Source organism: Ferrimonas lipolytica, from assembly GCF_012295575.1.
GTDB lineage: Bacteria > Pseudomonadota > Gammaproteobacteria > Enterobacterales > Shewanellaceae > Ferrimonas > Ferrimonas lipolytica.
Genome location: NZ_CP051180.1, coordinates 2,886,670 through 2,913,221 on the forward strand (window position 1 = coordinate 2,886,670; position 26,552 = coordinate 2,913,221).

Sequence of the window (26,552 nt, forward strand, 5' to 3'; positions counted from 1 at the left end):
ACATTTGAAAAGCGCACAGTGTAGTCAGAGGTGCTGAAATTGCAACCAAAAGAGGCGCCCTAAGGCGCCTCTTTTTCTCACTGCTATAGCGATTTAGAATGCGACTTCTACGCCACCAAACCAACCGTCCTGAGTAACGTCAGCACTGATACCGTTGAATTTAGACACATCAAAGCTGTGCTCGCGGAAGCCGGCCTTAACAGTCATATCAATCAGTGGCACCAAACCAAAGGTGTAGCCAACACCCAGTTGGTAATCGCTGATGGCTTTGTCGTCGTAATCGGTGGCAACGATGTCAGCGTAAGCAAACAAACCAGTGCCAATTAGGTTAAAGCGGCCACGAACGTAACCCATTAGCGCACCTTCATCGAGGTCTTTGCTCTTTAACATATCTGCAGCGTCGGCTTCACCCATGTAGATTCGGTAATCCAAACCAACATCTAACTCCAGCGCAGGATTATCCAGCAGCTCATAATAGAGCACCAAATCGGCGTTGCTCAAATCCAGTTTACTGCCATTATCGCTATCGCTCAGATCGGTATAGCGAACCATGGCGTTTGGCAGCAGTGGAATTGGGTGCTCAAACGCGACGTAACCACTAAAGTGAGTTTCATCATTAAAGTCAGCATCGGCATTGGCGAAACTGCCGTCGGTGCTGGTGCTGAAGATATCCAAGCCAACCTTTACGCCCAAAACATCGGCTTGTGCAGGCACGGCAACAGCACCGGCCAAAACGAACGCTGCAACTAAGCTATTTATGCGCATGTGAATTATGTCCTTGTTACATCATTTGTTAGTAAGTCATTGGTTTTAATATAAACCGCTGAGAAAAATCTTAGTGGTGGTGATGGTGATGTTCGGCGGGCTTACCCATCCGCCGCACAGTGAAATCGACCATCTGCGGTGGTGCCAGCTTAAAGCTGAGTTGACACGAAACGGTATCGTCTATCGTCAGCGGCCGCTGCAGCCCCATCATCATCAAGTGATAACCACCCTGCTCTAACTCAATCAATTGGTTGTGAGGAAGTAGGATGGCGTCCACTGGCCGCATCTTCATCATGCCGTCTTCCATTAGCAAAGTATGCAGCTCAGTAACGGTAATGCCCTCACAACGGGCTGACAGCAAGGCATCGTCTTGCTCAGTTGCAGTAAGCTGCACATATCCAGCGGTATTAGGCACACTGGCTGGCATCGCCCGAACTGTTGGCGCGGACACGGTAATCGCTCCTGCCCATGCATTGGCAATCAACATTGCCGATAATGCCGAAAATTCAAACAAACGTTTAATCATTGCAGTTCATCCTTTAAACTGACCAACCATTGATGGAGATTTAACCACTGCAAGGAGCAGCTATGGAGTCCGTAATCTGTCGTCGTGACGAACATGTCATGGTACTGACCCTCAATCGTCAGGACAAGCTAAACGCCTTAACTCAAGAGATGTACGCAAGGCTGTGTAAAGGTTTGCTCGATGCCGAAGAGGATGAGCAAATCCGTGCGGTGTTAATCCAAGGCAGTGATAACTGTTTTTGCGCCGGTAACGATCTTGACGACTTTCTGGAAACTGAAGTTGCAGAGAATAACCGCCCAGTACACCAATTCATTCGTCTATTACCAACCCTAAACAAACCGTTAGTAGCAGCGGTATCTGGCGCTGCGGTTGGTATTGGTACCACCATGTTATTGCACTGCGATCTAGTCTATTGCAGCGACAAAACGCGATTCTCGTTGCCTTTTGTTAATATCGGTTTGGTGCCGGAGGCAGCCTCTAGTTTGCTGTTACCATTGCGAATTGGTCGGGCCCAAGCTGCAGAACTACTGCTGCTAGGCAAAGCGTTTGATGGTGACAAAGCGTACCAATTGGGACTGGTTAATAAGGTATTACCACGGGATGAAGTTTTGCCATTTGCGTTGGCACAAGCCCAAGCTTTAGCAGCGCAACCGCCCAAAGCTCTGCAAGCAACCAAAGCATTGTTAAAAGCCAATCGACCTTCGGTTGATGCTGCGATGAACGCAGAAGATGTTGCCTTTAGTGCCGCATTGATTGGTGATGAAGCAAAACCGTTATTGGCCGCCATCCGCAATCGTTAATGCGATGAGATGATCAATCGGCGTGGTGTGAGTTGCCACCACGCTGTCGCCAATGTCTTAATCCGATTGCCACTACAACAGTGGCGACGGTTATGAGGAACGACAACTTCCAGTCAATAAACGCCAGCGTCCAAATGTCGATAATGCCTACCACTGCTACCAACACCGCCAACAATACGATTAACAACCACGCCATGATTTAGGCATCAACCACAGTGCAAGACAGTAGATAACCAGCGCCTTCAACGGAGCGATGTACAACAGCCCCAGCGCTGCTACCCGACACCAAGTGGTGCTTAACTCCAGCCGAGCACTTAAACCAGCCACCACACCATAGATCCACGCTTCAGAGGGGCGAACTATTCCATTCATCGTGTCTGCTCCTTATTTGATTTTGGCGATGGCAACAGGAGTGGTTAAAGCAGGCGCTTCCCAGTAACTTTGCGCTTGCTCTAACGCGTCGCGCTTTGCTGCTGCGGCAATCTGCTCAGACTGATGCTCAACCTCTTGCTCTAGGGTTAGCAAGCCAGTTTGCGACTGGTAGCCCATTAAGGCATTCCAGGCATCAACTCGGGCATTATGAAGCGCTTGCTGCTGGACAGTACTGCTGGCCAGTAAGCTCTGTTGTTTGATCTCAGCATCGATATCGTTACGTAACCCTTGTGCCGATACGCTGCCTACTACACCAACAAACACCAGACCAGCCAACACACCACGACGCAAAATTGATTTAACCGCAAACATGACAAGTTCCTTTGAGTTTCAGTAAATAACACCAAAGGTATTTCAAGAGCTGTGCCACATTGAAAATAATTATTTAAGTGTATGTTTTAAATAAATTAAATTTAAAAATTAAGAGAGTTAAGGTGAATCCAAATTAACCAAGGTAGTTTTAAAATAGTGAAACTCACTAGCGGATGTAGTGAGTTTCACTATTGGGGATTTAAAGCGATGTTTAAGCGATTAACGCCTCTTCAGGCAGGCACGCCAGCGCGTCAGCAAGTACCTGAGCAGTGCAACCAGGCTTATGGGCATTTTCGGCCAAATGTCGACGCCAACGGCGCCCACCTGGTAAACCATTGAACAACCCCAGCATATGTCGAGTGATATGATTCGGGCGACCACCTTGAGCGATGTGCGCTTCAACATAGGGGATCATCTGTTCAACCACTTCTGCGCGGCTAAGCAACGCACGCCGTTCATCAAACAACTTGCTATCAACTTGCGCTAACAACCATGGATTGCTGTAGGCCTCACGACCGACCATGGTGCCATCGAGGTGTTGTAGATGCGCCAAGCACTGCTCAATAGTGGTAATGCCACCATTCACACCAATATCAAGCTGCGGGAAGTCACGCTTGATATCGTAAGCACGCTGATAGTTAAGCTCTGGGATCTCTCGATTTTGCTTAGGGCTGAGGCCTTGCAACCATGCTTTGCGGGCGTGAATGGTAAAGTCATTACAGCCAGCGGCAGCAACCGTGCCGACGAAATCAGTAAGAAACTGATAGCTGTCTTGCTCATCAATACCGATACGGGTTTTCACCGTTACCGGGATATCGACAGCATCACGCATTGCCTTAACGCAATCTGCTACCAACTTTGGCTCGGCCATCAAACAGGCACCGAAACGGCCGTTTTGAACCCGATCAGAAGGGCATCCGACATTTAGGTTAACCTCATCGTAGCCTCGCTCTTGCGCCAGCTTAGCGCAGTGGGCAAGGTCTTGAACGTTGCTGCCACCGAGCTGCAACGCCAACGGGTGCTCTTGCTCATTAAACTGCAGATAATCACCTTTACCATGAATAATGGCGCCGGTTGTCACCATTTCGGTATACAACAGCGTACGCTTGGAGATCAGGCGTGCCATGTAACGATAATGACGATCAGTCCAATCCAGCATCGGGGCTACAGAAAAACGAGAAGCAGCGTAGGTCATGTTGGCTCACAGTGAAAAAAGAGGCGGGATTATACCCATTGGCGACACTATCGCCAACTTTGTCGCTACCGACGGCAGCTAACCTTTAGTGATATGGGATATGGTCATTGCCAATAAACCTCATCAGACCAGTTGGCAAAGCCGTGATGTAGGTCGCCTTCAACCGCAACGAGTATGGTCATGCCCGTCAATTTTACATAGCCTTTGCCAATTACCCCTTATGGAATTGTCGATGTCTTCCGAACTGTCCCCTTTTCTATTGGCGCGCAAGCTCAAATCTGCCTCTCAACGCTTTGCTGATCGTGAAGCGATTCAGTATCAACAGGGCGACCAATGGCTCAGCTTAAACTGGCAACAGGTTACTGATAAAAGTGACTCACTCGCTGCAGCATTATTACAGCTAGGTATTGAGGTTCAAGACAAGGTTGGCATCTTTGCAGGTAACTGCCTCGAATGGTTCCTCACCGACATGGCCTGCTTAAAGACTCGCGCAGTAAATGTGCCGATTTATGGCACCAGTACCAGTGAGCAGGCGCAGTACATCATCAACGATGCACAGATTAAGGTGCTGTTTGTTGGAGATCAAAATCAATACGACGTCGCCGTTAATATCGCTACTAATTGCTCAAGCCTAACGACGTTAGTGCTGATGAGTTCGGCCATAACGCCACATCGCAATGTAACCATCCGCACCGTCACCATTGAGCAGTTGCTTGAAACCGATGCCAGCACTCATCAGAACGAGCTAGAACAGCGCTTTCAAGCGCTGCAGTTAGACGACCTGTTTACCTTAATCTACACCTCTGGTACCACTGGTGAGCCCAAAGGGGTAATGCTGACCCATAAGAATATGGCGTCGATGATTGAGCAGCACAGTATTGCGGTGCCGCTAGAAGAAAATGCGTTATCACTATGCTTCCTACCGTTATCGCACGTATACGAGCGAGGCTGGAGCAATTACGTTCTTAGCAGCGGTGGCCGGGTCGCGGTACTATCCGATCCAAGCGCAGTGCAACAAGCTCTGACCGAAGTAAAACCTGAGATGATGTGTGCCGTACCGCGCTTGTTTGAGAAGATCCACAGCGCCATCATCAGCAAAGTTGCGAAAGCACCTTTGCACAAACGCCTGCTGTTTTCTTGGTGTTTACGTCAGGGTCGCCGGCAGTTTAATGCCAACATTAAACAACGCCGCCGCGCCTTAATCTCACGATTGTTGTTCGCCTTAGCCGATAAACTGGTTTTAGCCAAATTACGCGCTGCACTGGGCGGTAACCTTAAGCTAATGTCTGCCGGTGGCGCTCGCTTAGATCAGCAAGTTAACCAGTTCTTCCAATACATCGGTATTCCATTGCTGAATGGCTACGGCGCAACCGAAACCACTGCAACAGCAACTTGTAACCAAATCCATGACCGTCGCACTGCTGGCGTAGGCAAACCGCTGCCAAAGCTACAGATCCGCATCGGTGAAAATGATGAGATCCTAGTTAAGGGCGATACCGTCATGGCCGGCTACTACAACCGTCCAGCAGACACCGCGGCAGCCTTTATCGATGGCTGGTATAAAACCGGTGACGCAGGCTACCTAGACAAAGACAATCACCTGCACATTACCGATCGCATCAAAGAGTTAATGAAGACTTCGAACGGCAAATACATCGCTCCACAACGGGTTGAAGGTATGTTGACGCTATCACCAATGATCGAGCAAGTTGCCGTTATCGCTGATGGCCGTAACTTCGCCTCAGCGCTAATAGTGCCAGATTTCGTTCAGCTGCAAGAGTGGGCTATCGAGCAGAGCCTGCGCTTTCGCGATAATGCCGAGTTGGTTAAGTTGCCTGAGGTGGTCGGTCATTATCAGCTGCAGCTGTCGCAACATCAGTCTGAGCTCGCCCGTTATGAGCAGGTAAAGCAATTTACCCTGCTGGAACGTCCATTTAGTATGGATCATGGCGAAATCACCCCGACCCTAAAGTTACGCCGTAAGGTAATTAATGAGGTGTTTGTTGAGGAGATTGAAGCGATGTATCAACGTAAGCACTAGCCTTAGTTGAACACACTCACCCATCACAAAGCCCAGCAATAACTTGCTGGGCTTTTACTATGATAAGTAAAAACTATGCTGCAATTATGCGCTAGCAACGGTCGACATCTGTTATTATCCGCTGGTCTAAACCTCATCACTATCAATAAGCTAAATCGATAATTAGCAGAGAAGTTTAGGCTCCCCTACAACCAACACAGGACAGTGATTATGAGTCTTGCCGAGCAGGTATTGGCCGTTAATAACGATCTTCCTATCCGCACCGATGCACCGGTTCACTCCGGCAAAGTGCGTTCCGTTTACTGGCTTACTGAAGCCGACAGCGCCCGTCTAATAAAAGAGAAAGGCTACGACGTTGCCGCTGATGCGCCGTTGGCCATCATGGTAATCTCCGACCGGATCTCTGCCTTCGATTGCATCTGGCACGGTGAAGGAGGCATGGCTGGCGTACCCGGCAAAGGTGCTGCACTTAACGCCATATCCAACCACTGGTTCAAGCTGTTTAAAGAGAATGGCTTAGCTGACAGCCATATCCTCGATATCCCCCATCCATTTGTTTGGATTGTACAAAAAGCCAAACCGGTGATGATTGAAGCGATCTGCCGCCAATACATCACTGGTTCGATGTGGCGAGCATACAGCAAGGGCGAACGTGACTTCTGTGGTATTCAGTTACCTGAAGGGCTGGAGAAGGATCAGAAGTTACCGGAGCTACTGATTACACCGTCTACCAAAGGCATCCTAGAAGGCATTCCGGGTGTACCTGCCGTCGATGACGTCAACATTACCCGCACCAACATTGACGACAACTACCAAGCCTTCAACTTTCAATCGCCAACTGATGTCGACCGCTATGAAGTGCTGCTAAAAGAAGGCTTTGATTTGATCAGCGCGGCGTTGGCTGAATTGGATCAGATCTTTATCGATACCAAGTTTGAATTTGGCTACGTGACCGATGCCGCAGGTAATGACAAGCTTATCTACATGGATGAAGTTGGCACCCCTGACTCGTCCCGCATTTGGGATGGCCCCGCCCATCGTGATGGTAAGATCATAGAACAATCGAAAGAGGGCTTCCGTCAGTTGCTGCTAAGCCACTTCCCAGATCCCGATATCTTGCTCAACAAAGATCGAATGCCAGAGCGTGAAGCGTTAGCACGCGACAACGCCCTACCAACTGAGGTGTTGTTGGCGGTATCAAAAACCTACACCGATATCGCGGCCAAGATCACTGGTGCGCCGGTACCATTAAGTGCTAACCCAAAAGCAGAAATCATTGAGATCCTGAGCCGCGACTACGGCTTAATCGACTAATGCGTATTGATTAGCACTAAGGGCAGCCAACGGCTGCCCTTTTTATATCGAATTTAGCGCTGAGCCATTGCCCTCATTACATAGAATGAAAATTAGCTAATTAATATCCACTGTCTTTCCCACTTCACTCACGAATTAGCACTTTAATACTGGTGTTCAGCCATTGTTAAAGGTAATAATTCCCATCCGCATTAATTACATGTAGCACTAATGACACCATTTGAAGCGTTGCGAATGGGTTGTGAATATCAACCGCTGATTTGTACCCATACCTTAACCGCACACGGCTATGAAGCATTAGCGCGATTCCACTTACCCTGTGGCTCTCCCGTCGCCCCCAATGTGGTGTTTGACCAATTTCATCAGTCGCCAAAAACCTTAGCTCGGGTTGAATATCTCGCCAAACAGCTGCAACTGATTAACGCACCACAATCCGGCCGATTGTTTATCAATCTCGATCCTCATGCGGTTAACCAGCACAACGAAGAGGCGATGCTGACGCTGTTAGCACAGCAGCCAAATCTAACCGCCGAGCTCATTGAGAACACGTCTATTAGCGACGCGAAACTATCAGCAGCCCTACTGAAAAAACTCCAGCAACAAGGCAATGAAGTAGCCTTAGACGATATTGGTGCACCGCACTCAATGCTGTCGTTACAGCTGTTAAGTGAGGTTGATTGCTTCAAGTTCGATATGACTTGGCTCGATCGCTCTGATTGCGATAGCCAACATCAACTGCTGATTACACTTATCGATTATGCCAAGAAAATGGGTAAGACCACGGTAATGGAAGGCGTAGAACTGCAGTCTCAACTGCATTACGCACGAGATCTGGGCATTGATTTGGTGCAAGGTTATCTATTTAAATCGCAGTTTGTACAAGGTGAGCAACAGCTCGAATTAACGCAACTACTGGCAGACTGACTATTGCTCGGCAACGACTGCAGCGCTTTTTACCGTTACTCACCCAATCAGAGCTACTGGATCAGTTGAGTTTAAGTTTGGCTTGTTGAATAGCACCAAACAATGAATCTTTTAAGCTCAGTCGGCGCACTTTTAGGCTTTCTAAATGGGCATCTTCGCTAACCTCGATCCCCTCTTCGATGCGATGAACCTCTCGGTCGAGTTCGTGATACTCGTTGAATAATTGATGGAACTGGTTATCAACCATATTGAGTTCCTGAATCAGGGTTTTGTCCTTCGGAAACTCATTCACTAGACTGTGATCTTCAATAATCATCCTAACTCTCCTTGCTTTGGTTTCCGTTTTATCATGCGCTGCTTAGTTTAAAAGGATATTGATTTAGGTCATTATTTGGCCGAGTCGATAACAGCAGATTCAACAACAACGCGCATCAAACCAACAGTAAAAATTGGCATACCTGCCAGCGCATTATTGAACAGACTCGGGGAGCAATTATCGCCGCTCGAATTGCAATTAAGCCGATCCTAACTGCGGCTTGATATGAGTTAACACGTTCTTGGCTCAACGACATCAAACAAAACAGGGCGCCTAACTAGGCGCCCTGTTTCTTTATTACGATAGCTAGGTTAAGCCACGTTAATCTCTGCATCAATCCGTGGACAGGCCACAAAATGAGTTCCCGCAATGTTGGTCAACTCGGGACGCTTGCTGGCACAGTCATCACATACTGCAGGGCACCGAGTACGGAACACACAGCCCGATGGCGGGTTGATTGGCGAAGGCAGCTCGCCAGTCAGTGGGATAACCACCTTATTACGTTCGGCCTCTGGATCCGGTAGCGGTACCGCAGAAAGCAGCGCACGACTGTAGAAGTGTGATGGATTGGCATACAACTCTTCACAACTCGCGGTTTCAACCTGATTGCCTAAGTACATCACCATAACGCGATCACTAATGTGGCGAACCACAGACAGATCATGAGCGATGAAGATAAGCGCTAGACCCATCTCCGCTTGCAGCTGCTTAAGTAAGTTAACCACCTGCGCCTGAATCGATACGTCCAAGGCCGATACCGGCTCATCACAAATCACCAGCTTCGGCTTTAGGATCAACGCGCGGGCAATACCGATACGCTGACACTGACCTCCAGAGAACTCGTGCGGGTAACGGTTGATTACGTTTGGCAGCAAGCCCACTTTGGCCATCATGGCTCGCACTTCACTGAGCAACTTCTCTTTGTTCCACTCGGGGTAGTAGTTACGCAGCGGCTCCGCAATGATGTCACCTACGGTCATACGTGGATTCAGCGACGCCAACGGGTCTTGGAAAATCATCTGCACGTCTTTACGCAGATCTTTCATCGCCTTGGGATCGCGGGTATCTACTTCAACACCATTAAAAGCGACAGTGCCGGACGCAACAGGCACCAGCCCAATCAGCGCCCGCGCCAATGTGGATTTACCACAACCAGACTCGCCAACCACACCGATGGTTTCGCCGGCATTGACCTCAAAGGAAACACCATCAACCGCTTTCAGTTTTGGAATAGGATCCCAAGGCCATTTCTGCCCTTTCTTGATCTCAAACTGAACTTTTACATCAGACACTTTTAGTAAGGTGCTCATGCCACAACCTCCTCTAACTGAATGTGACAAGCACGCTGACGGTTATCACCAAAGCCAACTAACGGTGCTGGTTGGGTGTGACACAATTCGCTCGCTTTAACGCAACGAGCACTAAACGGACATCCTGGAGGCAATGCCAACAAGTTTGGTGGGTTGCCAGGAATGGTCGGCAAGATAGCCTCGTTACTATCCACTCGCGGAATAGCAGACAATAGGCCTTCAGTGTACGGGTGGGCCGGACGGTAGAATACGTCATCGGTGCTGCCGTATTCCATAGTACGACCGGCGTACATCACCATTACCTTGTCACACAGACCTGCTACTACACCAAGATCGTGAGTGATCATGATGATAGATGTGCCAAAATCGCGTTTCAGCTCATTCAGCAGATCCAAGATCTGCGCCTGAACGGTTACGTCCAATGCGGTGGTTGGTTCATCGGCAATCAACAGCTTTGGCTCACACAGCAGTGCCATGGCGATCATTACTCGTTGACGCATACCACCGGAGAATTCGTGCGGATACATATCCATACGCTTACGCGACTCAGGGATCTTCACTGCATCGAGCATCTTCACTGAAATCTCAAATGCTTCCTTAGCACTCATGCCTTTATGCAGCATCAGCACTTCCATCAACTGCGGACCTACTTTGATGTACGGGTTCAACGCAGTCATTGGGTCTTGGAAGATCATCGCAATCTGTTCAGCGCGGATCTTGTTCAACTCTTTAGGCGGCAAACCGAGAATTTCGCGCTCTTCGAACTTAATCGAGCCGCCAGTCACGCCGTTTTTCGCAAGCAGTCCCATGATAGCAAAAGCGGTTTGGCTTTTACCTGAACCGGACTCCCCCACAATCCCTAAGGTCTCACCGGGCGCCAAGTCGAAGCTCAGTTTGTCTACCGCAGTTACGTTGCCGTCTGGCGTGGTGAACTGCACATTCAAATCGTTTACTTGCAATAAGCTCATGACGCCTCCTTAGCGGTCTTTAGGGTCAAGGGCGTCGCGCAAACCGTCGCCGATGTAGTTGAAACAGAACAGGGTTACGACCAAGAATGACGTTGGGAATGCGAGCTGCCAAATAGCCACTTCCATGGTCATTGCGCCTTCGTTCACCAAGGCACCCCATGAGGTAAATGGTTCTTGTACCCCTAAGCCTAAGAACGACAAGAAAGATTCGAACAAAATCATGCCAGGAACCAACAGCGATGCGTATACCACGACGATACCCAGTACGTTCGGTACCAAGTGGCGCAGGATGATGTCTTTATTCGGGCTACCGGCCACAATGGCGGCTTCAACGAACTCTTTCTTTTTAAGACCAAGGGTTAGACCACGCACAATCCGCGCCATATCCAACCAAGAGACCGCACCAATGGCGAGGAAGATCAAGAACAAGCTACGACCGAAGAAGGTCATCAGCAGGATCACCAGGAACATGAATGGGAACGACTGCAGGATCTCAAGGATACGCATCATGATGCTGTCTGTACGGCCACCAATGTAACCGGCAATTGAACCGTACAAGGTACCGATGATCACCGCTACGCCAGCACCAAGTACGCCCACCAAGAAAGAGATACGACCGCCTTCAAGGGTACGAACAAACAAGTCACGGCCAATAAAGTCTGTGCCGAAGAAGTGACCGTTCGCTAAGCTTGGACCTGTGGCCATGTTTTCCCAGTCCATCTCATCGAAGGTGTAAATGGACAGCATCGGTCCAATCATCACCATCACGAAGATGAACGCCAGAATACCTAGTGAAACAACAGCAGCACGGTTACGCAGGAAGCGACGACGGGCATCGGCCCAGAGGCTACGACCTTCAACTTCTAACTCTTGGGCAAACTGCTCTACCGCTTCGTTATTTTGTTTTTGGGTAATGGTTTGCATCAATTAGTTCTCCACTCGAATACGTGGATCGATAAGGCCATAAACAATATCGACAATGGCAGTAAACAGGATGGTTAAAGCACCAACCAAGATGGTTAGGCCCAGCACTAATGAGTAGTCACGGTTTAGCGCGCCGTTAACGAAGTACTGACCAATGCCAGGAATACCAAATACGGTTTCAATCACTACCGAGCCGGTGATGATCCCCACAAATGCAGGGCCTAAATAGGAGATAACCGGCAACATTGCAGGACGCAGCGCATGCTTGAAGATGATGTGCTTCATCGGCAAGCCTTTAGCATGGGCGGTACGAATGAATGGGCTGTGCAGTACCTCAATCATCGATCCTCGCATGATACGAGCGATGGAGGCCATGTACAGAATCGCCATTGCTGATACCGGCAACACCAAGTTAAGCCAATGGCCATCGTTCCAGCCACCAGCAGGAACCCACTGTAGGTTAATCGCAAACACCAACACCAACACTGGTGCCAGAACGAACGACGGCAGTACTACGCCAACCATCGCCAAACTCATCACGGTGTAATCGATCCAAGTGTTTTGCTTAAGTGCAGCGATGACACCTAGGGTACCGCCAAAGATAACAGTGAAGATAAACGCTACGGTCCCCAAGGTAATAGACACTGGGAACGACGCAGCAATCAATTCATTTACGCTGTAATCACGGTACTTAAATGACGGGCCGAAATCGCCCTGCATTAGGTCACCAAGGTAGTATAGGTATTGCTGCCACATCGGTTTATCCAAGTGATACTTGGCTTCGATGTTAGCCAGTACTTCAGCCGGTAGGTTGAAGTCGCCGGTAAATGGGCTACCTGGTGCCGCTTGCATCATAAAGAATGACAAGGTCACCAAGATAAACAGAGTGGGGATCGCCATCAGCAGACGGCGCAAGCCAAAACTCAACATATATGCTCCTTGCTCGCCTTAGTGGGCTTTGATGAATAGGTTCTTGGTGTAGATGGTGTTCTCAACGTTATCGATTGGGTAACCAACTACGTAAGGCTTCACCAATACCGCCATCACTGACTGGTATACCGGCAATACCGGTGCTTCTGCAGCGATAATCTCTTCGGCGCGGGTGTACAACTTAGAGCGCTCTTCATCGCTTTCTAACAAGCGTGAACGAGTCATCACGTCATCAAATTCGGCGTTCTCCCAACGACCTTTATTCTGACCATGGGTCGACAGCATGATATCGAGCATAGTGGAGGCTTCATTGTAGTCACCAGACCAACCAGCTCGAGCTACTTCAAAGCGACCTTGGTTACGAGTATCGAGGAAGGTTTTCCACTCTTGGTTTTCTAGTTGTACCTGTACACCCAGTGGTTTCCACAGCTGCGCTACCACGATGGCAATCTTCTTATGGCTTTCAGCCGTGTTGTACAGCAAGTTAACGTTCAAGCGTTTAAGCTTGTTGCCATTGTCATCTTTGCCAATGCCGTACCCTGCCTCTTTCATCAACCGAATAGCTTCTGCGTCACGTTCCTCTTGAGTCCATGTAGCGTAATCCAGTACCGGTGGCACAAATCCCGCGACAGAGTCTGGAGTAAAGCCGTACGCCGGCTTCTGGCCCATGCCAGTAACGTACTTGGTCATCGCTTCGCGGTTTACTGCTAACGACAACGCTTTGCGCACCCGCCAGTCATCAAACGGCGGTACCTTAGTGTTGAACTCGTAGTAGTAAACAGAAAGGTAAGGAGAGATCTTAATCTGCTCAGGAATCTGCTTCTTCAGTGACTTAAAGTGTTCCATCGGAATGGTTAAGGTCATGTCCACTTCGCCGGCCTTGTAGCGTGCCAATTCGGTATTGGCGGGCAGGGCTAGGTAAGTCACCTTTTCGATAGCGGTTTTTTCGTTGTCCCAGTACAGCGGATTACGCTTAGCGATGATTTTCTCATTTACGACCCAATCTTCGAGTACATAAGCGCCATTGGAAACCATATTACCCGGACGAGTCCACTTATCACCGAGCGCTTCAATCACTTTCTTTGGTGCCGGGAAAGTGTTCTGGTGCGCGAGCATCCGTACAAAGTACGGCACCGGCTTTTCTAAGGTTACACGGAAGGTTTTATCATCTACTGCTTCCACTCCCAAAGTTTCCGGCGAGGCTTTGCCTAAAACGATCTGGTCTGCGTTCGTTACGGTCGCAATCTCAAGATACCAGGCGTAACGAGAGGCCGTTTCAGGATCAACAGCACGGCGGAAACCAAACACGAAATCATGAGCGGTTACTGGATCACCGTTAGACCATTTGATGCCATCGCGAAGGTAAAAGGTAAACACCTTATTACCACCGCTCACTTCCCAATGAGTAGCTTGCGCTGGAATGATATTGCCAAATTCATCTTGCTGTACCAGACCCTCAAACAGATCTTTAGTGATCGCCGAGCCGGTAGTCCCTTCCACCTTTTGTGGATCCAATGAGGCCGGTTCGCTGCCATTACCGCGAACTAGCTCTTGTACCGAATGTAACTTGGTTCCTTCCGGTATTTGTGCGGCCTGACTAGTAGGCAATAGTGAAGCCAATACTAAGCTGAGCCCCACGGCAGTAAAGCGTGAATATGCCATGTACTTCGTGCTCCCTGGTTCTAAATTATGTCGGTTCTGTGCTGCTGTGTTTATTTTTATTTAATTAACATGCTTGCAACAAGCAAATGTGCAGCGTGTTATTCGACCACAGCTTGTCAAAACATAACAAAATTTCAAACAATACGCACCAAGCGGATACATTCACCTTTGACTCAAAGTCAGAAAGCAACCAGTGAAATTAACTCAAATTTAACACGGGCCGGTTAAATGAAATATTTAGACAGGGAGTTACACTGCTTTTTGTTGTAAATGGTAGTTTTTATAGCCAACAAATAGTCAGTTTGGGTTTAATTATGTTATCTATCCATATTAAACTGAGTGCTCAAAAAAGCAGCAAATGAACATTAGCTCCGATCAATCTCACGCGTTTTGCGATAACAGCAGCGACTACGCATTTATAGTTGGACAAATAACGTTCGATTACGACTTAAGTCCATAGTTAACATTTATTTAACTAGATGAGTATTAAATTGGACGTTAAAACTCTTGGCCTTGCAGGGTGGCGATGATGTTGCGCTCACCACCATGATTACGATGCTCACCAAGGTAGATCCCTTGCCATGTCCCCAATGCTAAACGACCACGCTGAATCGGTAAGGTTAGGCTAGTGCCCAGTAGTGCAGATTTAATATGCGCAGGCATGTCGTCCGCCCCTTCATAAGTGTGCTGATAGTAAGGGGCATTTTCTGGTGCAAGGCGATGGAAGTGCGCTTCCATGTCGGCACGAACAGTGGGGTCGGCGTTCTCATTGAGGCTCAAACTGGCGCTAGTGTGCTGGATCAAAAGATGACACAGGCCAACATCGAAATAAGCGAGTTGTGGCAACCGTTGCACTATCGCATCAGTAATAAGATGGAAGCCACGCTGGTACTGAGGAAGGGTAATAAGCTGTTGTTGCCACATGGTCAATGTCCTTACTCAACCACCGGAAGAGTTCAATTAGTCAATATACTGGTACGCAACCCGTGCCGTAGTACTACATAACAACTCATAGCAAATGGTACTGGCACACTCGGCGATCTCCTCAACCCCAAGCCCTTGCCCCCACAACACCACGTCGTCGCCAACCTCAACATTGGCATGGCCAACATCAACGGTGATCATATCCATCGAGACACGACCAGCGAGCGGAAAACGCTTGCCGTTAATCAACACCGGCGTCCCCGATACTGCATGGCGAGGGTAACCATCACCATACCCCATCGCTACCACCGCAATATGAGTATCTTTATTACTGCGCCACGACTGGCCGTAGCCAACCGGCTCACCTGCTGCGAGCGCTCGTACCGTTAGTACCTTAGAACGCATAGTCATCACCGGCGTAAGATCTTGCTGCTCGGCGCGGCCACCAACCATTGGGTTAGCGCCAAACAGCGCCAACCCAGGACGGATCCAATCGCCATGCGCCGCTGGCCAGGATAATGCACCGGCAGAATTACATAGCGTACGCTCACCAGGAAGACCTTTTGTCAGCTTATTAAAGCACTGGATCTGTTTGACCGTTTGCGGGTTTTCCAGTTCATCGGCGACGGCAAAGTGAGTCATCAAGTTTATCGGCTGCTGCACATTGTTGCTTTGACTTAGCTGTTGATAGAGATCATCAAATTGAGCAGGTTGAACCCCTAAACGATGCATGCCCGAATCAATCTTCAGCCAAATTCGCAATGGCTGCGACAGCTCAGCATTGCATATCATCGCTACTTGCTCAGCATCATGCACCACCACATCAAGTTGGTGGTGTGCAGCTTGTTCCAGATCTTCTTCATTGAAGACCCCTTCCAACAGCACCAAGCGAGCACCAATGCCGCTGTCACGTAACGTCAGCGCTTCTTCAATACGAGCTAAACCAAAACCATCGACGCCATCAAGCCATTGGGCTAACTGAATAACCCCATGACCGTAGGCGTTCGCTTTAAGCACCGCCATGATCTTGCTGTGAGGAGCGACTTGTCGCAGCCGAGCTATGTTGTGCTTAAGGGCGCTTCGGCTGATCTGAGCAATGGGAGAAAAACGCATATCTTACTCGTCGTATTCGAAGCTGCTGCCGCTGTAGTTATCGAAGCGTGAAAAGCGACCTTGGAAGGTCAACGGTACTCGGCCAATTGGCCCGTTACGCTGTTTACCGATGATGATCTCAGCTTGGCCTTTCTCTGCGGTATCTGGGTGATACACCTCATCACGATAGATGAACATAATCAGATCCGCATCCTGCTCAATCGATCCGGATTCACGCAGATCTGAGTTTACCGGCCGTTTATCAGCACGCTGCTCCAACGAGCGGTTAAGCTGCGACAGTGCCACTACTGGGCACTGTAGCTCTTTGGCTAACGACTTCAGTGAGCGTGAGATCTCAGCAATTTCCAAAGTTCGATTTTCCGACATCCCCGGCACCTGCATCAACTGCAAGTAGTCAACCATAATCATCGAAATTCCGCCGTGTTCACGAGCAATACGACGGGCACGAGAGCGTACTTCAGTTGGAGTCAGGCCGGAACCATCATCGATGTACATTTTACCCTGTTCCATCATGATACCCATGGTGGAGGTGACACGAGCCCAATCGTCATCATCCAGCTCACCGGTACGGATACGGGTCTGATCTACTCGGCCAAGCGAAGCCAGCATACGCATCATGATCTGTTCAGAGGGCATCTCCAAACTGAAAATAAGACAAGGGTATTCTTCGTGCATCGCCGCCTGCTCACACAGGTTCATGGCAAAAGTGGTTTTTCCCATCGACGGGCGTGCTGCCACAATGATCAGATCAGACGGCTGTAGGCCTGCGGTCATTTTATCCAGATCGGCATAGCCGGTAGAGACACCGGTAACACCGCCGGAATTAGGGTTATTAAACAGCTGTTCAATTCGATCGATGGTTTTATTCAGCACCAGTTTTAATGTTTCTGGCCCTTCGTTCGCGTCAGTTCGAGCTTCGGCAATCTTAAATACCTTACTCTCGGCCAGATCCAGTAGCTGTGATGAATCACGCCCTTCTGGGTTAAAACCGGCATCGGCAATCTCGTTGGCAACCTTAATCATCTCACGCATTACCGCGCGTTCACGGACAATACCAGCGTAAGCAGTAAGGTTGGCCACACTAGGGGTGTTACGGGAGATATCAGACAGGTACGGAATACCGCCAACCGACTCAATGTGGCCGGTCTTAGATAGCTCTTCAGACACAGTTAACAGATCCAGCGGCTCACCAGTTTCCATTATTTTGGCCATCGCTTCATAGATCAGCTGATGGCTGCGACTGTAGAAGTCCTCTTTTACAACTCGCTCAGCCACTTGGTCAAACAATTCACTGTTCAGCATCAAGCCGCCCAGCACCGATTGCTCAGCCTCGAGAGAGTGGGGTGGGATCTTAAGCTGATCCACCATATCTTTTTTGTTACTCGGTCGTTCGCGAGACCCGCTATCCGCCATGATATATCCGCACAAATAAAACGAAGAATGATGCTAACCCAGCGTGCTGGGCAGTAGTATTCTGAATGTATGCTAACCGATACTGGCCACAACATTAGCCGGCGATCTTACCAAACCACATCACTAATAGGGACTGTTATGTCTGTTCTCGTAATCTTTGCTGCCAACCACGGCAGAATCAAGGGCTACGGTTGAGCCGTTGATAACCTATTCAAGATCAACATAGCTGTTTCAGGGTGATCTTAACTTGAGTGCACACCCCAATCTGTCCAATGTCGACGACTTGGTATCATACAAACTAGCATCAAAACTCGACCTACAATTTCCCCAAACGCCAGAAACAAAATAATGGGCTGTGTACCAATTAAGTGTTGTTCTTTCTAAGGCTGTTAAAGCACTGGCTAGGCGAGTCGCGATACAAAGGGTTAAGCACTGCCGTCGTTGATCTTCTGCCGCATTGGAGCAGTTCAGCGAAGCGTTTGGGACGGCGACCTAAGGCAAGGGGGATTCCAAAGGGGGTAAAGCGCCCCCTAATGCATGCAAAAATGTGCCGTCGCCACCGCGACATAACCCCTTAAGAGTGCGCAATCGGTACAGCCGAAGGCTTAAGATAAACTTCAACAACTAACTACGACACAGCCAAATAATGGCCCAGTGGACTCGTCCCTTATCACCAGCGAACCCGTGCCCCCGGCGTGACAGGCCGCTGCGTTGTAAATAAGAAGTCGACTAACTGAACTGAAGCTTCACCACTATTGGCTCGTTCATCCTTCACTCCCGCAACGACGCATATATCGCAACCGCCATTTTCCCAAACGTCAGAAACGAAAAAAGCCCTGTCCAAAGGACAGGGCTTATTCGAAATAATGGCGGAGTGGACGGGACTCGAACCCGCGACCCCCGGCGTGACAGGCCGGTATTCTAACCAACTGAACTACCACTCCGCACTATTCTGTGCAGATAATTGCATTCAGCCATTATCTAAAAAGGTGTCTGACGATGACCTACTCTCACATGGGAACTCCCACACTACCATCGGCGCAACTGCGTTTCACTACTGAGTTCGGCATGGGATCAGGTGGGGCCACAGCGCTATTGTCATCAGACAAAAAACGTAAATTTGGTAAGCTGACTTTCTCTACAATCTCACAAGCTCTGCGATATCCGCAAAACCACTTGGGTGTTGTATGGTTAAGCCTCACGGGTCATTAGTACAGGTTAGCTCAACGCCTCACAACGCTTACACACCCTGCCTATCAACGTCGTAGTCTTCGACGGCCCTTTAGGGAACTTATAGTTCCAGTGAGAACTCATCTCGAGGCTCGCTTCCCGCTTAGATGCTTTCAGCGGTTATCGATTCCGAACTTAGCTACCCGGCAATGCATCTGGCGATACAACCGGAACACCAGAGGTTCGTCCACTCCGGTCCTCTCGTACTAGGAGCAGCCCCTCTCAATTCTCAAACGCCCACGGCAGATAGGGACCGAACTGTCTCACGACGTTCTGAACCCAGCTCGCGTACCACTTTAAATGGCGAACAGCCATACCCTTGGGACCGACTTCAGCCCCAGGATGTGATGAGCCGACATCGAGGTGCCAAACACCGCCGTCGATATGAACTCTTGGGCGGTATCAGCCTGTTATCCCCGGAGTACCTTTTATCCGTTGAGCGATGGCCCTTCCATTCAGAACCACCGGATCACTAAGACCTACTTTCGTACCTGCTCGACGTGTCTGTCTCGCAGTTAAGCTGGCTTCTGCCTTTGCACTAACCTCACGATGTCCAACCGTGATTAGCCAACCTTCGTGCTCCTCCGTTACTCTTTGGGAGGAGACCGCCCCAGTCAAACTACCCACCAGGCACTGTCCGCAACCCCGATAAGGGGCCTACGTTAGAACATCAAACGTACAAGGGTGGTATTTCAAGATTGACTCCACTTCAACTAGCGTCAAAGTTTCATAGTCTCCCACCTATCCTACACATGTAGGTTCAATGTTCAGTGCCAAGCTGTAGTAAAGGTTCACGGGGTCTTTCCGTCTAGCCGCGGGTACACAGCATCTTCACTGCGATTTCAATTTCACTGAGTCTCGGGTGGAGACAGCGTGGCCATCATTACGCCATTCGTGCAGGTCGGAACTTACCCGACAAGGAATTTCGCTACCTTAGGACCGTTATAGTTACGGCCGCCGTTTACCGGGGCTTCGATCAAGAGCTTCGACCGAAGTCTAACCCCATCAATTAACCTTCCGGCACCGGGCAGGCGTCACACCGTATACGTCCTCTTACGAGTTTGCACAGTGCTGTGTTTTTGATAAACAGTTGCAGCCACCTGGTATCTGCGACCGCCAATAGCTTAGGGAGCAAGTCCCATCACCGTCAGCGGCGTACCTTCTCCCGAAGTTACGGTACCATTTTGCCTAGTTCCTTCACCCGAGTTCTCTCAAGCGCCTTGGTATTCTCTACCTGACCACCAGTGTTGGTTTGGGGTACGATCTCTAATTACCTGAAGCTTAGAAGATTTTCCTGGAAGCATGGCATCAACTACTTCAGTGCCGTAGCACCTCGTCATCGGCTCTCAGCCTAATGTTCACCCGGATTTGCCTAAGTGAACAGCCTACTACCTTAAACGCGGACAACCATCGCCGCGCTAGCCTAGCCTTCTCCGTCTCTCCATCGCAGTAATTAGCGGTACGGGAATATTAACCCGTTTCCCATCGACTACGCCTTTCGGCCTCGCCTTAGGGGTCGACTCACCCTGCCCCGATTAACGTTGGACAGGAACCCTTGGTCTTCCGGCGAGGGAGTTTTTCACTCCCTTTAACGTTACTCATGTCAGCATTCGCACTTCTGATACCTCCAGCAGACTTCTCAATCCACCTTCAACGGCTTACAGAACGCTCCTCTACCATGCTTATAAATAAGCATTCGCAGCTTCGGTGACTAGCTTAGCCCCGTTACATCTTCCGCGCAGACCGACTCGACCAGTGAGCTATTACGCTTTCTTTAAATGATGGCTGCTTCTAAGCCAACATCCTGGCTGTCTAAGCCTTTCCACATCGTTTCCCACTTAGCTAGTACTTTGGGACCTTAGCTGGCGATCTGGGTTGTTTCCCTCTCCACGACGGACGTTAGCACCCGCCGTGTGTCTCCCGTGATTGTACTCATTGGTATTCGGAGTTTGCATGGAGTTGGTAAGTCGGGATGACCCCCTAGTCCAAACAGTGCTCTACCCCCAATGGTAAGACACGAGGCGCTACCTAAATAGCTTTCGAGGAGAACCAGCTATCTCCCGGTTTGATTGGCCTTTCACCCCTAACCACAGGTCATCTCCTAATTTTGCAACATTAGTGAGTTCGGTCCTCCAGTACCTGTTACGGCACCTTCAACCTGCCCATGGCTAGATCACCGGGTTTCGGGTCTACACCCTGCAACTACGACGCCCAGTTAAGACTCGCTTTCGCTACGGCTCCCCTATTCGGTTAACCTCGCTACAGAATGTAAGTCGCTGACCCATTATACAAAAGGTACGCAGTCACCCAACAAGTGGGCTCCTACTGCTTGTACGTACACGGTTTCAGGTTCTATTTCACTCCCCTCACAGGGGTTCTTTTCGCCTTTCCCTCACGGTACTGGTTCACTATCGGTCAGTCAGGAGTATTTAGCCTTGGAGGATGGTCCCCCCATATTCAGACAGGATATCACGTGTCCCGTCCTACTCGATTTCACACTAAAGTCGTTTTCGTGTACGGGGCTATCACCCTGTATCGCCAAGCTTTCCAGCTTGTTCCACTAACTTCTAAAATGCTTAAGGGCTAACCCCCGTTCGCTCGCCGCTACTAGGGGGATCTCGGTTGATTTCTTTTCCTCTGGGTACTTAGATGTTTCAGTTCCCCAGGTTCGCCTCATTAACCTATGTATTCAGTTAATGATACTTGCTTATGCAAGTGGGTTTCCCCATTCGGAAATCGTAGACTCAACGGTTGTTACTACCTAATCTACGCTTATCGCAAGTTACTACGTCCTTCATCGCCTCTGACTGCCAAGGCATCCACCGTGTACGCTTAGTCACTTAACCATACAACCCCAAGGGGTCTTGCTTTCGCAATACTGACAACAACTTGCAAGTCATTGTTAGTAATATGCCGCAACCAAATGTTTTCGTTAGTTACACGCTCCGGGTAGGAGGTGTAACGCCGGATATCTTTAGACACTTGTAAGATTGTTTATTTAGAAACTCTTACAGTTTCTCGAGAAAATTTTATCAGCTTTCCAAATTTTTAAAGAGCATGTCATTCATAAATGAACAACGAGCCAAAATCATTAAGTCAAAGACTTAATGATTTCAGACAATCTGTGTGAACACTCAGCGCAAAACAAGTAATCATGTCGTTTAAGGAGGTGATCCAGCCCCAGGTTCCCCTAGGGCTACCTTGTTACGACTTCACCCCAGTCATGAACCACAAAGTGGTGAGCGTCCTCCCCGAAAGGTTAAACTACCCACTTCTTTTGCAGCCCACTCCCATGGTGTGACGGGCGGTGTGTACAAGGCCCGGGAACGTATTCACCGTAGCATTCTGATCTACGATTACTAGCGATTCCGACTTCATGGGGTCGAGTTGCAGACCCCAATCCGGACTACGACCAGCTTTATGGGATTAGCGCACTATTGCTAGTTGGCAACCCTTTGTACTGACCATTGTAGCACGTGTGTAGCCCTACTCGTAAGGGCCATGATGACTTGACGTCGTCCCCACCTTCCTCCGGTTTATCACCGGCAGTCTCCCATGAGTTCCCACCATTACGTGCTGGCAACATAGGACAAGGGTTGCGCTCGTTGCGGGACTTAACCCAACATTTCACAACACGAGCTGACGACAGCCATGCAGCACCTGTCTCAGAGTTCCCGAAGGCACACGTCCATCTCTGGTCGCTTCTCTGGATGTCAAGAGTAGGTAAGGTTCTTCGCGTTGCATCGAATTAAACCACATGCTCCACCGCTTGTGCGGGCCCCCGTCAATTCATTTGAGTTTTAACCTTGCGGCCGTACTCCCCAGGCGGTCTATTTAATGCGTTAGCTTTGGAAGCCACTCCTCAAGGGAACAACCTCCTAATAGACATCGTTTACGGCGTGGACTACCAGGGTATCTAATCCTGTTTGCTCCCCACGCTTTCGCATCTGAGTGTCAGTCTCTTGCCAGGGGGCCGCCTTCGCCACTGGTATTCCTTCGGATCTCTACGCATTTCACCGCTACACCCGAAATTCTACCCCCCTCTCAAGGACTCTAGTTTGGCAGTATCAAATGCAGTTCCCAGGTTGAGCCCGGGGCTTTCACATCTGACTGACCAAACCACCTGCATGCGCTTTACGCCCAGTAATTCCGATTAACGCTTGCACCCCTCGTATTACCGCGGCTGCTGGCACGAAGTTAGCCGGTGCTTCTTCTGCGAGTAACGTCACAGCCAACGGGTATTAACCGTTGACCTTTCCTCCTCGCTGAAAGTGCTTTACAACCCGAAGGCCTTCTTCACACACGCGGCATGGCTGCATCAGGCTTTCGCCCATTGTGCAATATTCCCCACTGCTGCCTCCCGTAGGAGTCTGGGCCGTGTCTCAGTCCCAGTGTGGCTGATCATCCTCTCAAACCAGCTAGAGATCGTCGCCTTGGTGAGCTCTTACCTCACCAACTAGCTAATCTCACTTAGGCTTATCCAATCGCGGAAGGTGCCGAAGCGTCCCCTCCTTTCCCCCGTAGGGCGTATGCGGTATTAGCAGTCGTTTCCAACTGTTGTCCCCCTCGACTGGGCAAATTCCTAAGCATTACTCACCCGTCCGCCGCTCGACGCCTAATGAATCCCCCGAAGGTTCATCATCATCGTTTCCGCTCGACTTGCATGTGTTAGGCCTGCCGCCAGCGTTCAATCTGAGCCATGATCAAACTCTTCAATTAAAGATTTGATTTTTTGTCCAACTCCTAAGAGCTAGACACTCAATGAATACTGAATTTCGTATAGTCACTCAGTAAATATCGAGAAAATGATGATTTCTCAATTCTACGTGAGTGCCCACACAGATTGTCTGACAAATTGTTAAAGAGCAGTTCTTGCGAACTTGGCTTCGTTGCCGAAGCAGGAGGCGTATAATACGCTTTCCTATTTCCCCGTCAAGCTCTATTTTTAAAGGCTTTTCCGAGTGTCGATTTAATGCTCAGCGGCTTACTTGGTAAGTGGCTGTGCCCCGTCGACAGATGCGCATTATAGGGAGATTCTTTGCTGCCGCAAGCGCTTATTTGTGCTTTTCTTACCGTTTGGTCAAAGACACAGCCAATACCGAGATTTCCACAGAGTTACCCACAAATATCGCTAATTTAGTTCGTTTTTTGCGCCAAGTTTGAACTTGGCCGTGGTTTATCATCTTTACTGAGTTCTTCTATATACCCAAACCAAAAGGTGTGTCTAAACTAGCGGTAGGATTATAAAAGATAGGTATTGTCATCATGAGTGATGTATTCCACTTAGGCTTAACAAAGACCATGCTGCAAGGTGCCACCGTTGCAATCGTCCCTGGCGACCCTGAACGAGTAGAGCGCATAGCCAGCTTGATGGATGAGCCAACCAAGCTCGCAGCAACACGCGAGTTCACCAGCTTCTTAGGTAAGATGGACGGTAAGCCGGTGGTTGTCTGCTCCACTGGTATCGGTGGCCCCTCCACTTCTATCGCAGTAGAAGAGCTAGCGCAGCTAGGAATAACCACCTTCCTTCGCATTGGTACAACCGGTGCTATCCAGCCAGACATTCCCGTTGGTTCGCTTATTGTTACCCAAGGGTCAGTACGCTTGGATGGTGCTAGCTATCACTTTGCACCAGCCGAATACCCAGCAGTTGCCGATTTTGCTTGTACCCAAGCGTTAGTTGAGGCCAGTAATGGTATTGGTCAAACCCCTCGTATTGGTATTACCGCTAGCTCAGATACCTTCTATCCTGGCCAAGAACGTTACGACACTATTTCCAAACGAGTAATCAAGCGCTTCCAAGGCTCAATGGAGGAATGGCAAGCTCTTGGTGTGTTGAACTACGAAATGGAGTCAGCAACACTGCTAACGATGTGTGCCGCATTAGGCTTACGTGCCGGTTGTGTTGCTGGGGTTATCGTTAATCGTACTGAACAAGAAATCCCGTCAGAAGCAACCATGGCTCAAACCGAAAAAAATGCCATTGCTGTTGTTGTAGATGCAGCGCGTCGCATGTTGAACTAAGAAGATTCACAGCAACAAAAAAGGGCTCAAACGAGCCCTTTTTTGATCTTACTTTATAGAGAAAGGCACTACAGCAGTGCTTGCTGTAGTTGCTCTCGATGCAGCGCGACCCATTGTTGGTTTACGCTGCCCCAATCACTGACCTGGTAGTAGCCATCATTATGGCGAACACCATCTTCGATAAAGCTTACCTCTACCCCCATTCCCGCTAAGGCTTTAATCACATCCTGTACGGTACGACGTGGCCAACCTAAGGTTTTCATCAGCATCGGTACCGACGGACGATCGAGCTCAGAGATGGTGAGCATCAATAACACTCGTCGACAAAATGTAGGGTTTAGCATCCGTGACATATCCTCAAAAACGTTAATGGCCTCACCTTACTCGGTAAGACCACCAAACAACAGCATCACACACGCACGTGACTTAGCTATTAATGTTCGAGGAACAAGTAATTCTGCCAGCTCTTCATCCGCAGCAAAATCTTACGCATGATAGAAACGTGGGCGAAATGATCTGAGTATACCGCTACCTCAACATGCACCCCTTGAGGCAAGTTGTATTTGCTCATGTCTTCTAAGATCTCAATCTCGACAAAAGAGCGGCCGCGTTTACGCAAGACGTCTGAGCTAATCAGGTTACTGCTGGTGCGAAAGCCACCTTCGGCAATGTTAGGTAAGACCTGCACTACTCGTCCTTTAATCACCTTGCCCGGTAAGGCATCGTAAATAAGTTCGGCTTCGTAACCGGCCTTTACCCGCAATAAAGAACGCTGGTTAAAGGCGGCGGCAACTCGGCTATGCGAACTCTCAACAAACATCATCGAAGGTGAGAACGGGAAAGGAACAGCCATTACCCCTTTGCGCAGTGCTACCTGAGTGATGTAACCATCAGCCGGCGCTCTAACAATGGTTTCTTCTAAATCGTACTGAGCCTTACGTAATTTTGCCTCGGCCTCTTTTAAATCGGCTTCAGCCGCTGCATAACGTTGGCGGCGATTGTCTAGCTCTTGCTTAGTAAAGGCACCGCCTTTGTTATAACCGGTTTGGTATCGTTTAAATGCAGTTTGGGTTCGGTCCCGCTCCGCTGTCTTCGACTCTACGACAGCGGCCAATTCGTTTACTTCATCTTGGTAACGACGAGAGTCGATGGTAAACAGCACATCGCCTGCGACTAACGGGGTGTTCGCCTGTGCTGGTACATCGGTAACGAGTCCTTTAACTGAAGGGACGATCGGTGTGGTGACATAAACCTGCCGCGCTAATGCTGTAAACGGATGGTTGTAGTTCATCAGTAACACTAAAGCGCCAACCAGTACAATTCCACCAAGTGCAGCGGTTGGTACTGTCCACTTATTTAGAGGGAGATCAAATACCTTAAATATGACAATACAGATGGCGCCGTAAGTCATCAGTAACAGTAAATCCAT

General features: G+C 49.3%; 22 protein-coding genes, 1 tRNA gene and 3 rRNA genes. 5 read left to right on the top strand and 21 right to left on the bottom strand.

The genetic code is table 11. The features are described from left to right. Positions 1-93: 93 nt before the first annotated feature. Entirely contained in the window at positions 94-765 is a 672-nt protein-coding gene (locus tag HER31_RS13245; protein WP_168661089.1) for a TIGR04219 family outer membrane beta-barrel protein, read from the bottom strand. A gap of 70 nt (positions 766-835) precedes the next feature. Further along, positions 836-1,291 (bottom strand): copper chaperone PCu(A)C, encoded by a 456-nt coding sequence (locus tag HER31_RS13250; protein ID WP_168661091.1) that lies wholly within the window; start codon positions 1,289-1,291, stop codon positions 836-838. A gap of 62 nt (positions 1,292-1,353) precedes the next feature. On the opposite strand from HER31_RS13250, the gene HER31_RS13255 reads away from it, so the two are divergent. Then, positions 1,354-2,091 (top strand): enoyl-CoA hydratase-related protein, encoded by a 738-nt coding sequence (locus HER31_RS13255; RefSeq protein WP_168661094.1) that lies wholly within the window; start codon positions 1,354-1,356, stop codon positions 2,089-2,091. A gap of 13 nt (positions 2,092-2,104) precedes the next feature. Here the strand turns inward: HER31_RS13255 and HER31_RS13260 are convergent, their stop codons facing one another. From HER31_RS13260 to dusA, 4 genes are all read right to left on the bottom strand, one after another. Continuing rightward, positions 2,105-2,287: a hypothetical protein gene (locus HER31_RS13260; RefSeq protein ID WP_168661096.1), complete on the bottom strand. Its 183-nt coding sequence runs from the start codon at positions 2,285-2,287 to the stop codon at positions 2,105-2,107. Further along, on the bottom strand, positions 2,272-2,463 hold the full coding sequence (locus tag HER31_RS13265; RefSeq protein WP_168661098.1) for a PspC domain-containing protein: 192 nt from the start codon (positions 2,461-2,463) through the stop codon (positions 2,272-2,274). Before HER31_RS13265 ends, HER31_RS13260 begins: the two co-directional genes overlap by 16 nt. Positions 2,464-2,475: 12 nt before the next feature. Beyond that, positions 2,476-2,835, bottom strand: coding sequence for a hypothetical protein (locus HER31_RS13270; protein ID WP_168661100.1), 360 nt, complete (start codon positions 2,833-2,835; stop codon positions 2,476-2,478). A gap of 211 nt (positions 2,836-3,046) precedes the next feature. Continuing rightward, entirely contained in the window at positions 3,047-4,030 is a 984-nt protein-coding gene (gene dusA / locus HER31_RS13275) for a tRNA dihydrouridine(20/20a) synthase DusA (RefSeq protein WP_168661102.1), read from the bottom strand. A gap of 232 nt (positions 4,031-4,262) precedes the next feature. On the opposite strand from dusA, the gene HER31_RS13280 reads away from it, so the two are divergent. From HER31_RS13280 to HER31_RS13290, 3 genes are all read left to right on the top strand, one after another. Then, positions 4,263-6,071 (top strand): AMP-dependent synthetase/ligase, encoded by a 1,809-nt coding sequence (locus tag HER31_RS13280; protein ID WP_168661104.1) that lies wholly within the window; start codon positions 4,263-4,265, stop codon positions 6,069-6,071. Between the two features lie 210 nt (positions 6,072-6,281). After that, complete coding sequence (locus HER31_RS13285; protein WP_168661106.1) at positions 6,282-7,385, top strand: phosphoribosylaminoimidazolesuccinocarboxamide synthase; 1,104 nt, start codon at positions 6,282-6,284, stop codon at positions 7,383-7,385. A gap of 210 nt (positions 7,386-7,595) precedes the next feature. Further along, entirely contained in the window at positions 7,596-8,309 is a 714-nt protein-coding gene (locus HER31_RS13290) for an EAL domain-containing protein (protein WP_168661108.1), read from the top strand. A gap of 61 nt (positions 8,310-8,370) precedes the next feature. On the opposite strand, the gene HER31_RS13295 is transcribed toward HER31_RS13290, so the two are convergent. The 13 genes from HER31_RS13295 to HER31_RS13355 all read right to left on the bottom strand — a co-directional run bounded on the left by HER31_RS13295 (position 8,371) and on the right by HER31_RS13355 (position 23,818). Continuing rightward, on the bottom strand, positions 8,371-8,625 hold the full coding sequence (locus HER31_RS13295) for an HP1242/YdcH family protein (RefSeq protein WP_168661110.1): 255 nt from the start codon (positions 8,623-8,625) through the stop codon (positions 8,371-8,373). Positions 8,626-8,936: 311 nt separating this feature from the next. Next, positions 8,937-9,935 (bottom strand): murein tripeptide/oligopeptide ABC transporter ATP binding protein OppF, encoded by a 999-nt coding sequence (oppF, locus tag HER31_RS13300; protein ID WP_168661112.1) that lies wholly within the window; start codon positions 9,933-9,935, stop codon positions 8,937-8,939. After that, positions 9,932-10,903 (bottom strand): oligopeptide ABC transporter ATP-binding protein OppD, encoded by a 972-nt coding sequence (gene oppD, locus HER31_RS13305; RefSeq protein WP_168661114.1) that lies wholly within the window; start codon positions 10,901-10,903, stop codon positions 9,932-9,934. Before oppD ends, oppF begins: the two co-directional genes overlap by 4 nt. Positions 10,904-10,912: 9 nt before the next feature. Beyond that, positions 10,913-11,827: an oligopeptide ABC transporter permease OppC gene (gene oppC, locus HER31_RS13310; protein WP_168661116.1), complete on the bottom strand. Its 915-nt coding sequence runs from the start codon at positions 11,825-11,827 to the stop codon at positions 10,913-10,915. A gap of 3 nt (positions 11,828-11,830) precedes the next feature. Next, positions 11,831-12,757, bottom strand: coding sequence for an oligopeptide ABC transporter permease OppB (oppB, locus tag HER31_RS13315; protein WP_168661118.1), 927 nt, complete (start codon positions 12,755-12,757; stop codon positions 11,831-11,833). An 18-nt stretch (positions 12,758-12,775) separates the two neighbouring features. Then, positions 12,776-14,419 carry a peptide ABC transporter substrate-binding protein gene (locus HER31_RS13320; protein WP_168661120.1) on the bottom strand — a complete coding sequence of 548 codons (1,644 nt, stop codon included), beginning with the start codon at positions 14,417-14,419 and terminating at the stop codon, positions 12,776-12,778. Positions 14,420-14,917: 498 nt separating this feature from the next. Further along, positions 14,918-15,343: a secondary thiamine-phosphate synthase enzyme YjbQ gene (locus HER31_RS13325; protein ID WP_168661122.1), complete on the bottom strand. Its 426-nt coding sequence runs from the start codon at positions 15,341-15,343 to the stop codon at positions 14,918-14,920. Positions 15,344-15,379: 36 nt separating this feature from the next. Continuing rightward, a complete protein-coding gene (alr, locus tag HER31_RS13330; RefSeq protein ID WP_168661124.1) occupies positions 15,380-16,456 on the bottom strand; it encodes an alanine racemase in 1,077 nt (358 codons plus the stop codon). Between the two features lie 3 nt (positions 16,457-16,459). Beyond that, a complete protein-coding gene (gene dnaB / locus HER31_RS13335; RefSeq protein WP_168661126.1) occupies positions 16,460-17,869 on the bottom strand; it encodes a replicative DNA helicase in 1,410 nt (469 codons plus the stop codon). 867 nt (positions 17,870-18,736) lie between these two features. Beyond that, positions 18,737-18,813, bottom strand: a tRNA-Asp gene (locus HER31_RS13340). 47 nt (positions 18,814-18,860) lie between these two features. Then, positions 18,861-18,975, bottom strand: a 5S ribosomal RNA gene (rrf, locus tag HER31_RS13345). Between the two features lie 81 nt (positions 18,976-19,056). Then, positions 19,057-21,945 (bottom strand): 23S ribosomal RNA (locus tag HER31_RS13350). 316 nt (positions 21,946-22,261) lie between these two features. After that, a 16S ribosomal RNA gene (locus HER31_RS13355) occupies positions 22,262-23,818 on the bottom strand. Together the 16S, 23S and 5S rRNA genes with 1 tRNA gene alongside form the textbook arrangement of a ribosomal RNA operon. A 546-nt stretch (positions 23,819-24,364) precedes the next feature. Here HER31_RS13355 and udp point away from each other — a divergent pair. Further along, positions 24,365-25,123, top strand: a complete 759-nt coding sequence (gene udp, locus HER31_RS13360) for a uridine phosphorylase (protein ID WP_168661128.1) — start codon at positions 24,365-24,367, stop codon at positions 25,121-25,123. A 68-nt stretch (positions 25,124-25,191) separates the two neighbouring features. Here udp and HER31_RS13365 read toward each other — a convergent pair whose 3' ends face one another. Beyond that, positions 25,192-25,467, bottom strand: a complete 276-nt coding sequence (locus HER31_RS13365) for a helix-turn-helix domain-containing protein (protein WP_202983560.1) — start codon at positions 25,465-25,467, stop codon at positions 25,192-25,194. An 89-nt stretch (positions 25,468-25,556) separates the two neighbouring features. Next, on the bottom strand, positions 25,557-26,552 hold the full coding sequence (locus HER31_RS13370; protein WP_168661132.1) for an HlyD family secretion protein: 996 nt from the start codon (positions 26,550-26,552) through the stop codon (positions 25,557-25,559).

What these genes read in the sequence shown, in the direction of transcription:
- HER31_RS13245 (WP_168661089.1), bottom strand. Translation starts at nt 765, where the DNA reads ATGCGCATAAATAGCTTAGTTGCAGCGTTCGTTTTGGCCGGTGCTGTT.
- HER31_RS13250 (WP_168661091.1), bottom strand. Translation starts at nt 1,291, where the DNA reads ATGATTAAACGTTTGTTTGAATTTTCGGCATTATCGGCAATGTTGATT.
- HER31_RS13255 (WP_168661094.1), top strand. Translation starts at nt 1,354, where the DNA reads ATGGAGTCCGTAATCTGTCGTCGTGACGAACATGTCATGGTACTGACC.
- HER31_RS13260 (WP_168661096.1), bottom strand. Translation starts at nt 2,287, where the DNA reads ATGGCGTGGTTGTTAATCGTATTGTTGGCGGTGTTGGTAGCAGTGGTA.
- HER31_RS13265 (WP_168661098.1), bottom strand. Translation starts at nt 2,463, where the DNA reads ATGAATGGAATAGTTCGCCCCTCTGAAGCGTGGATCTATGGTGTGGTG.
- HER31_RS13270 (WP_168661100.1), bottom strand. Translation starts at nt 2,835, where the DNA reads ATGTTTGCGGTTAAATCAATTTTGCGTCGTGGTGTGTTGGCTGGTCTG.
- dusA (WP_168661102.1), bottom strand. Translation starts at nt 4,030, where the DNA reads ATGACCTACGCTGCTTCTCGTTTTTCTGTAGCCCCGATGCTGGATTGG.
- HER31_RS13280 (WP_168661104.1), top strand. Translation starts at nt 4,263, where the DNA reads ATGTCTTCCGAACTGTCCCCTTTTCTATTGGCGCGCAAGCTCAAATCT.
- HER31_RS13285 (WP_168661106.1), top strand. Translation starts at nt 6,282, where the DNA reads ATGAGTCTTGCCGAGCAGGTATTGGCCGTTAATAACGATCTTCCTATC.
- HER31_RS13290 (WP_168661108.1), top strand. Translation starts at nt 7,596, where the DNA reads ATGACACCATTTGAAGCGTTGCGAATGGGTTGTGAATATCAACCGCTG.
- HER31_RS13295 (WP_168661110.1), bottom strand. Translation starts at nt 8,625, where the DNA reads ATGATTATTGAAGATCACAGTCTAGTGAATGAGTTTCCGAAGGACAAA.
- oppF (WP_168661112.1), bottom strand. Translation starts at nt 9,935, where the DNA reads ATGAGCACCTTACTAAAAGTGTCTGATGTAAAAGTTCAGTTTGAGATC.
- oppD (WP_168661114.1), bottom strand. Translation starts at nt 10,903, where the DNA reads ATGAGCTTATTGCAAGTAAACGATTTGAATGTGCAGTTCACCACGCCA.
- oppC (WP_168661116.1), bottom strand. Translation starts at nt 11,827, where the DNA reads ATGCAAACCATTACCCAAAAACAAAATAACGAAGCGGTAGAGCAGTTT.
- oppB (WP_168661118.1), bottom strand. Translation starts at nt 12,757, where the DNA reads ATGTTGAGTTTTGGCTTGCGCCGTCTGCTGATGGCGATCCCCACTCTG.
- HER31_RS13320 (WP_168661120.1), bottom strand. Translation starts at nt 14,419, where the DNA reads ATGGCATATTCACGCTTTACTGCCGTGGGGCTCAGCTTAGTATTGGCT.
- HER31_RS13325 (WP_168661122.1), bottom strand. Translation starts at nt 15,343, where the DNA reads ATGTGGCAACAACAGCTTATTACCCTTCCTCAGTACCAGCGTGGCTTC.
- alr (WP_168661124.1), bottom strand. Translation starts at nt 16,456, where the DNA reads ATGCGTTTTTCTCCCATTGCTCAGATCAGCCGAAGCGCCCTTAAGCAC.
- dnaB (WP_168661126.1), bottom strand. Translation starts at nt 17,869, where the DNA reads ATGGCGGATAGCGGGTCTCGCGAACGACCGAGTAACAAAAAAGATATG.
- udp (WP_168661128.1), top strand. Translation starts at nt 24,365, where the DNA reads ATGAGTGATGTATTCCACTTAGGCTTAACAAAGACCATGCTGCAAGGT.
- HER31_RS13365 (WP_202983560.1), bottom strand. Translation starts at nt 25,467, where the DNA reads ATGCTAAACCCTACATTTTGTCGACGAGTGTTATTGATGCTCACCATC.
- HER31_RS13370 (WP_168661132.1), bottom strand. Translation starts at nt 26,552, where the DNA reads ATGGATTTACTGTTACTGATGACTTACGGCGCCATCTGTATTGTCATA.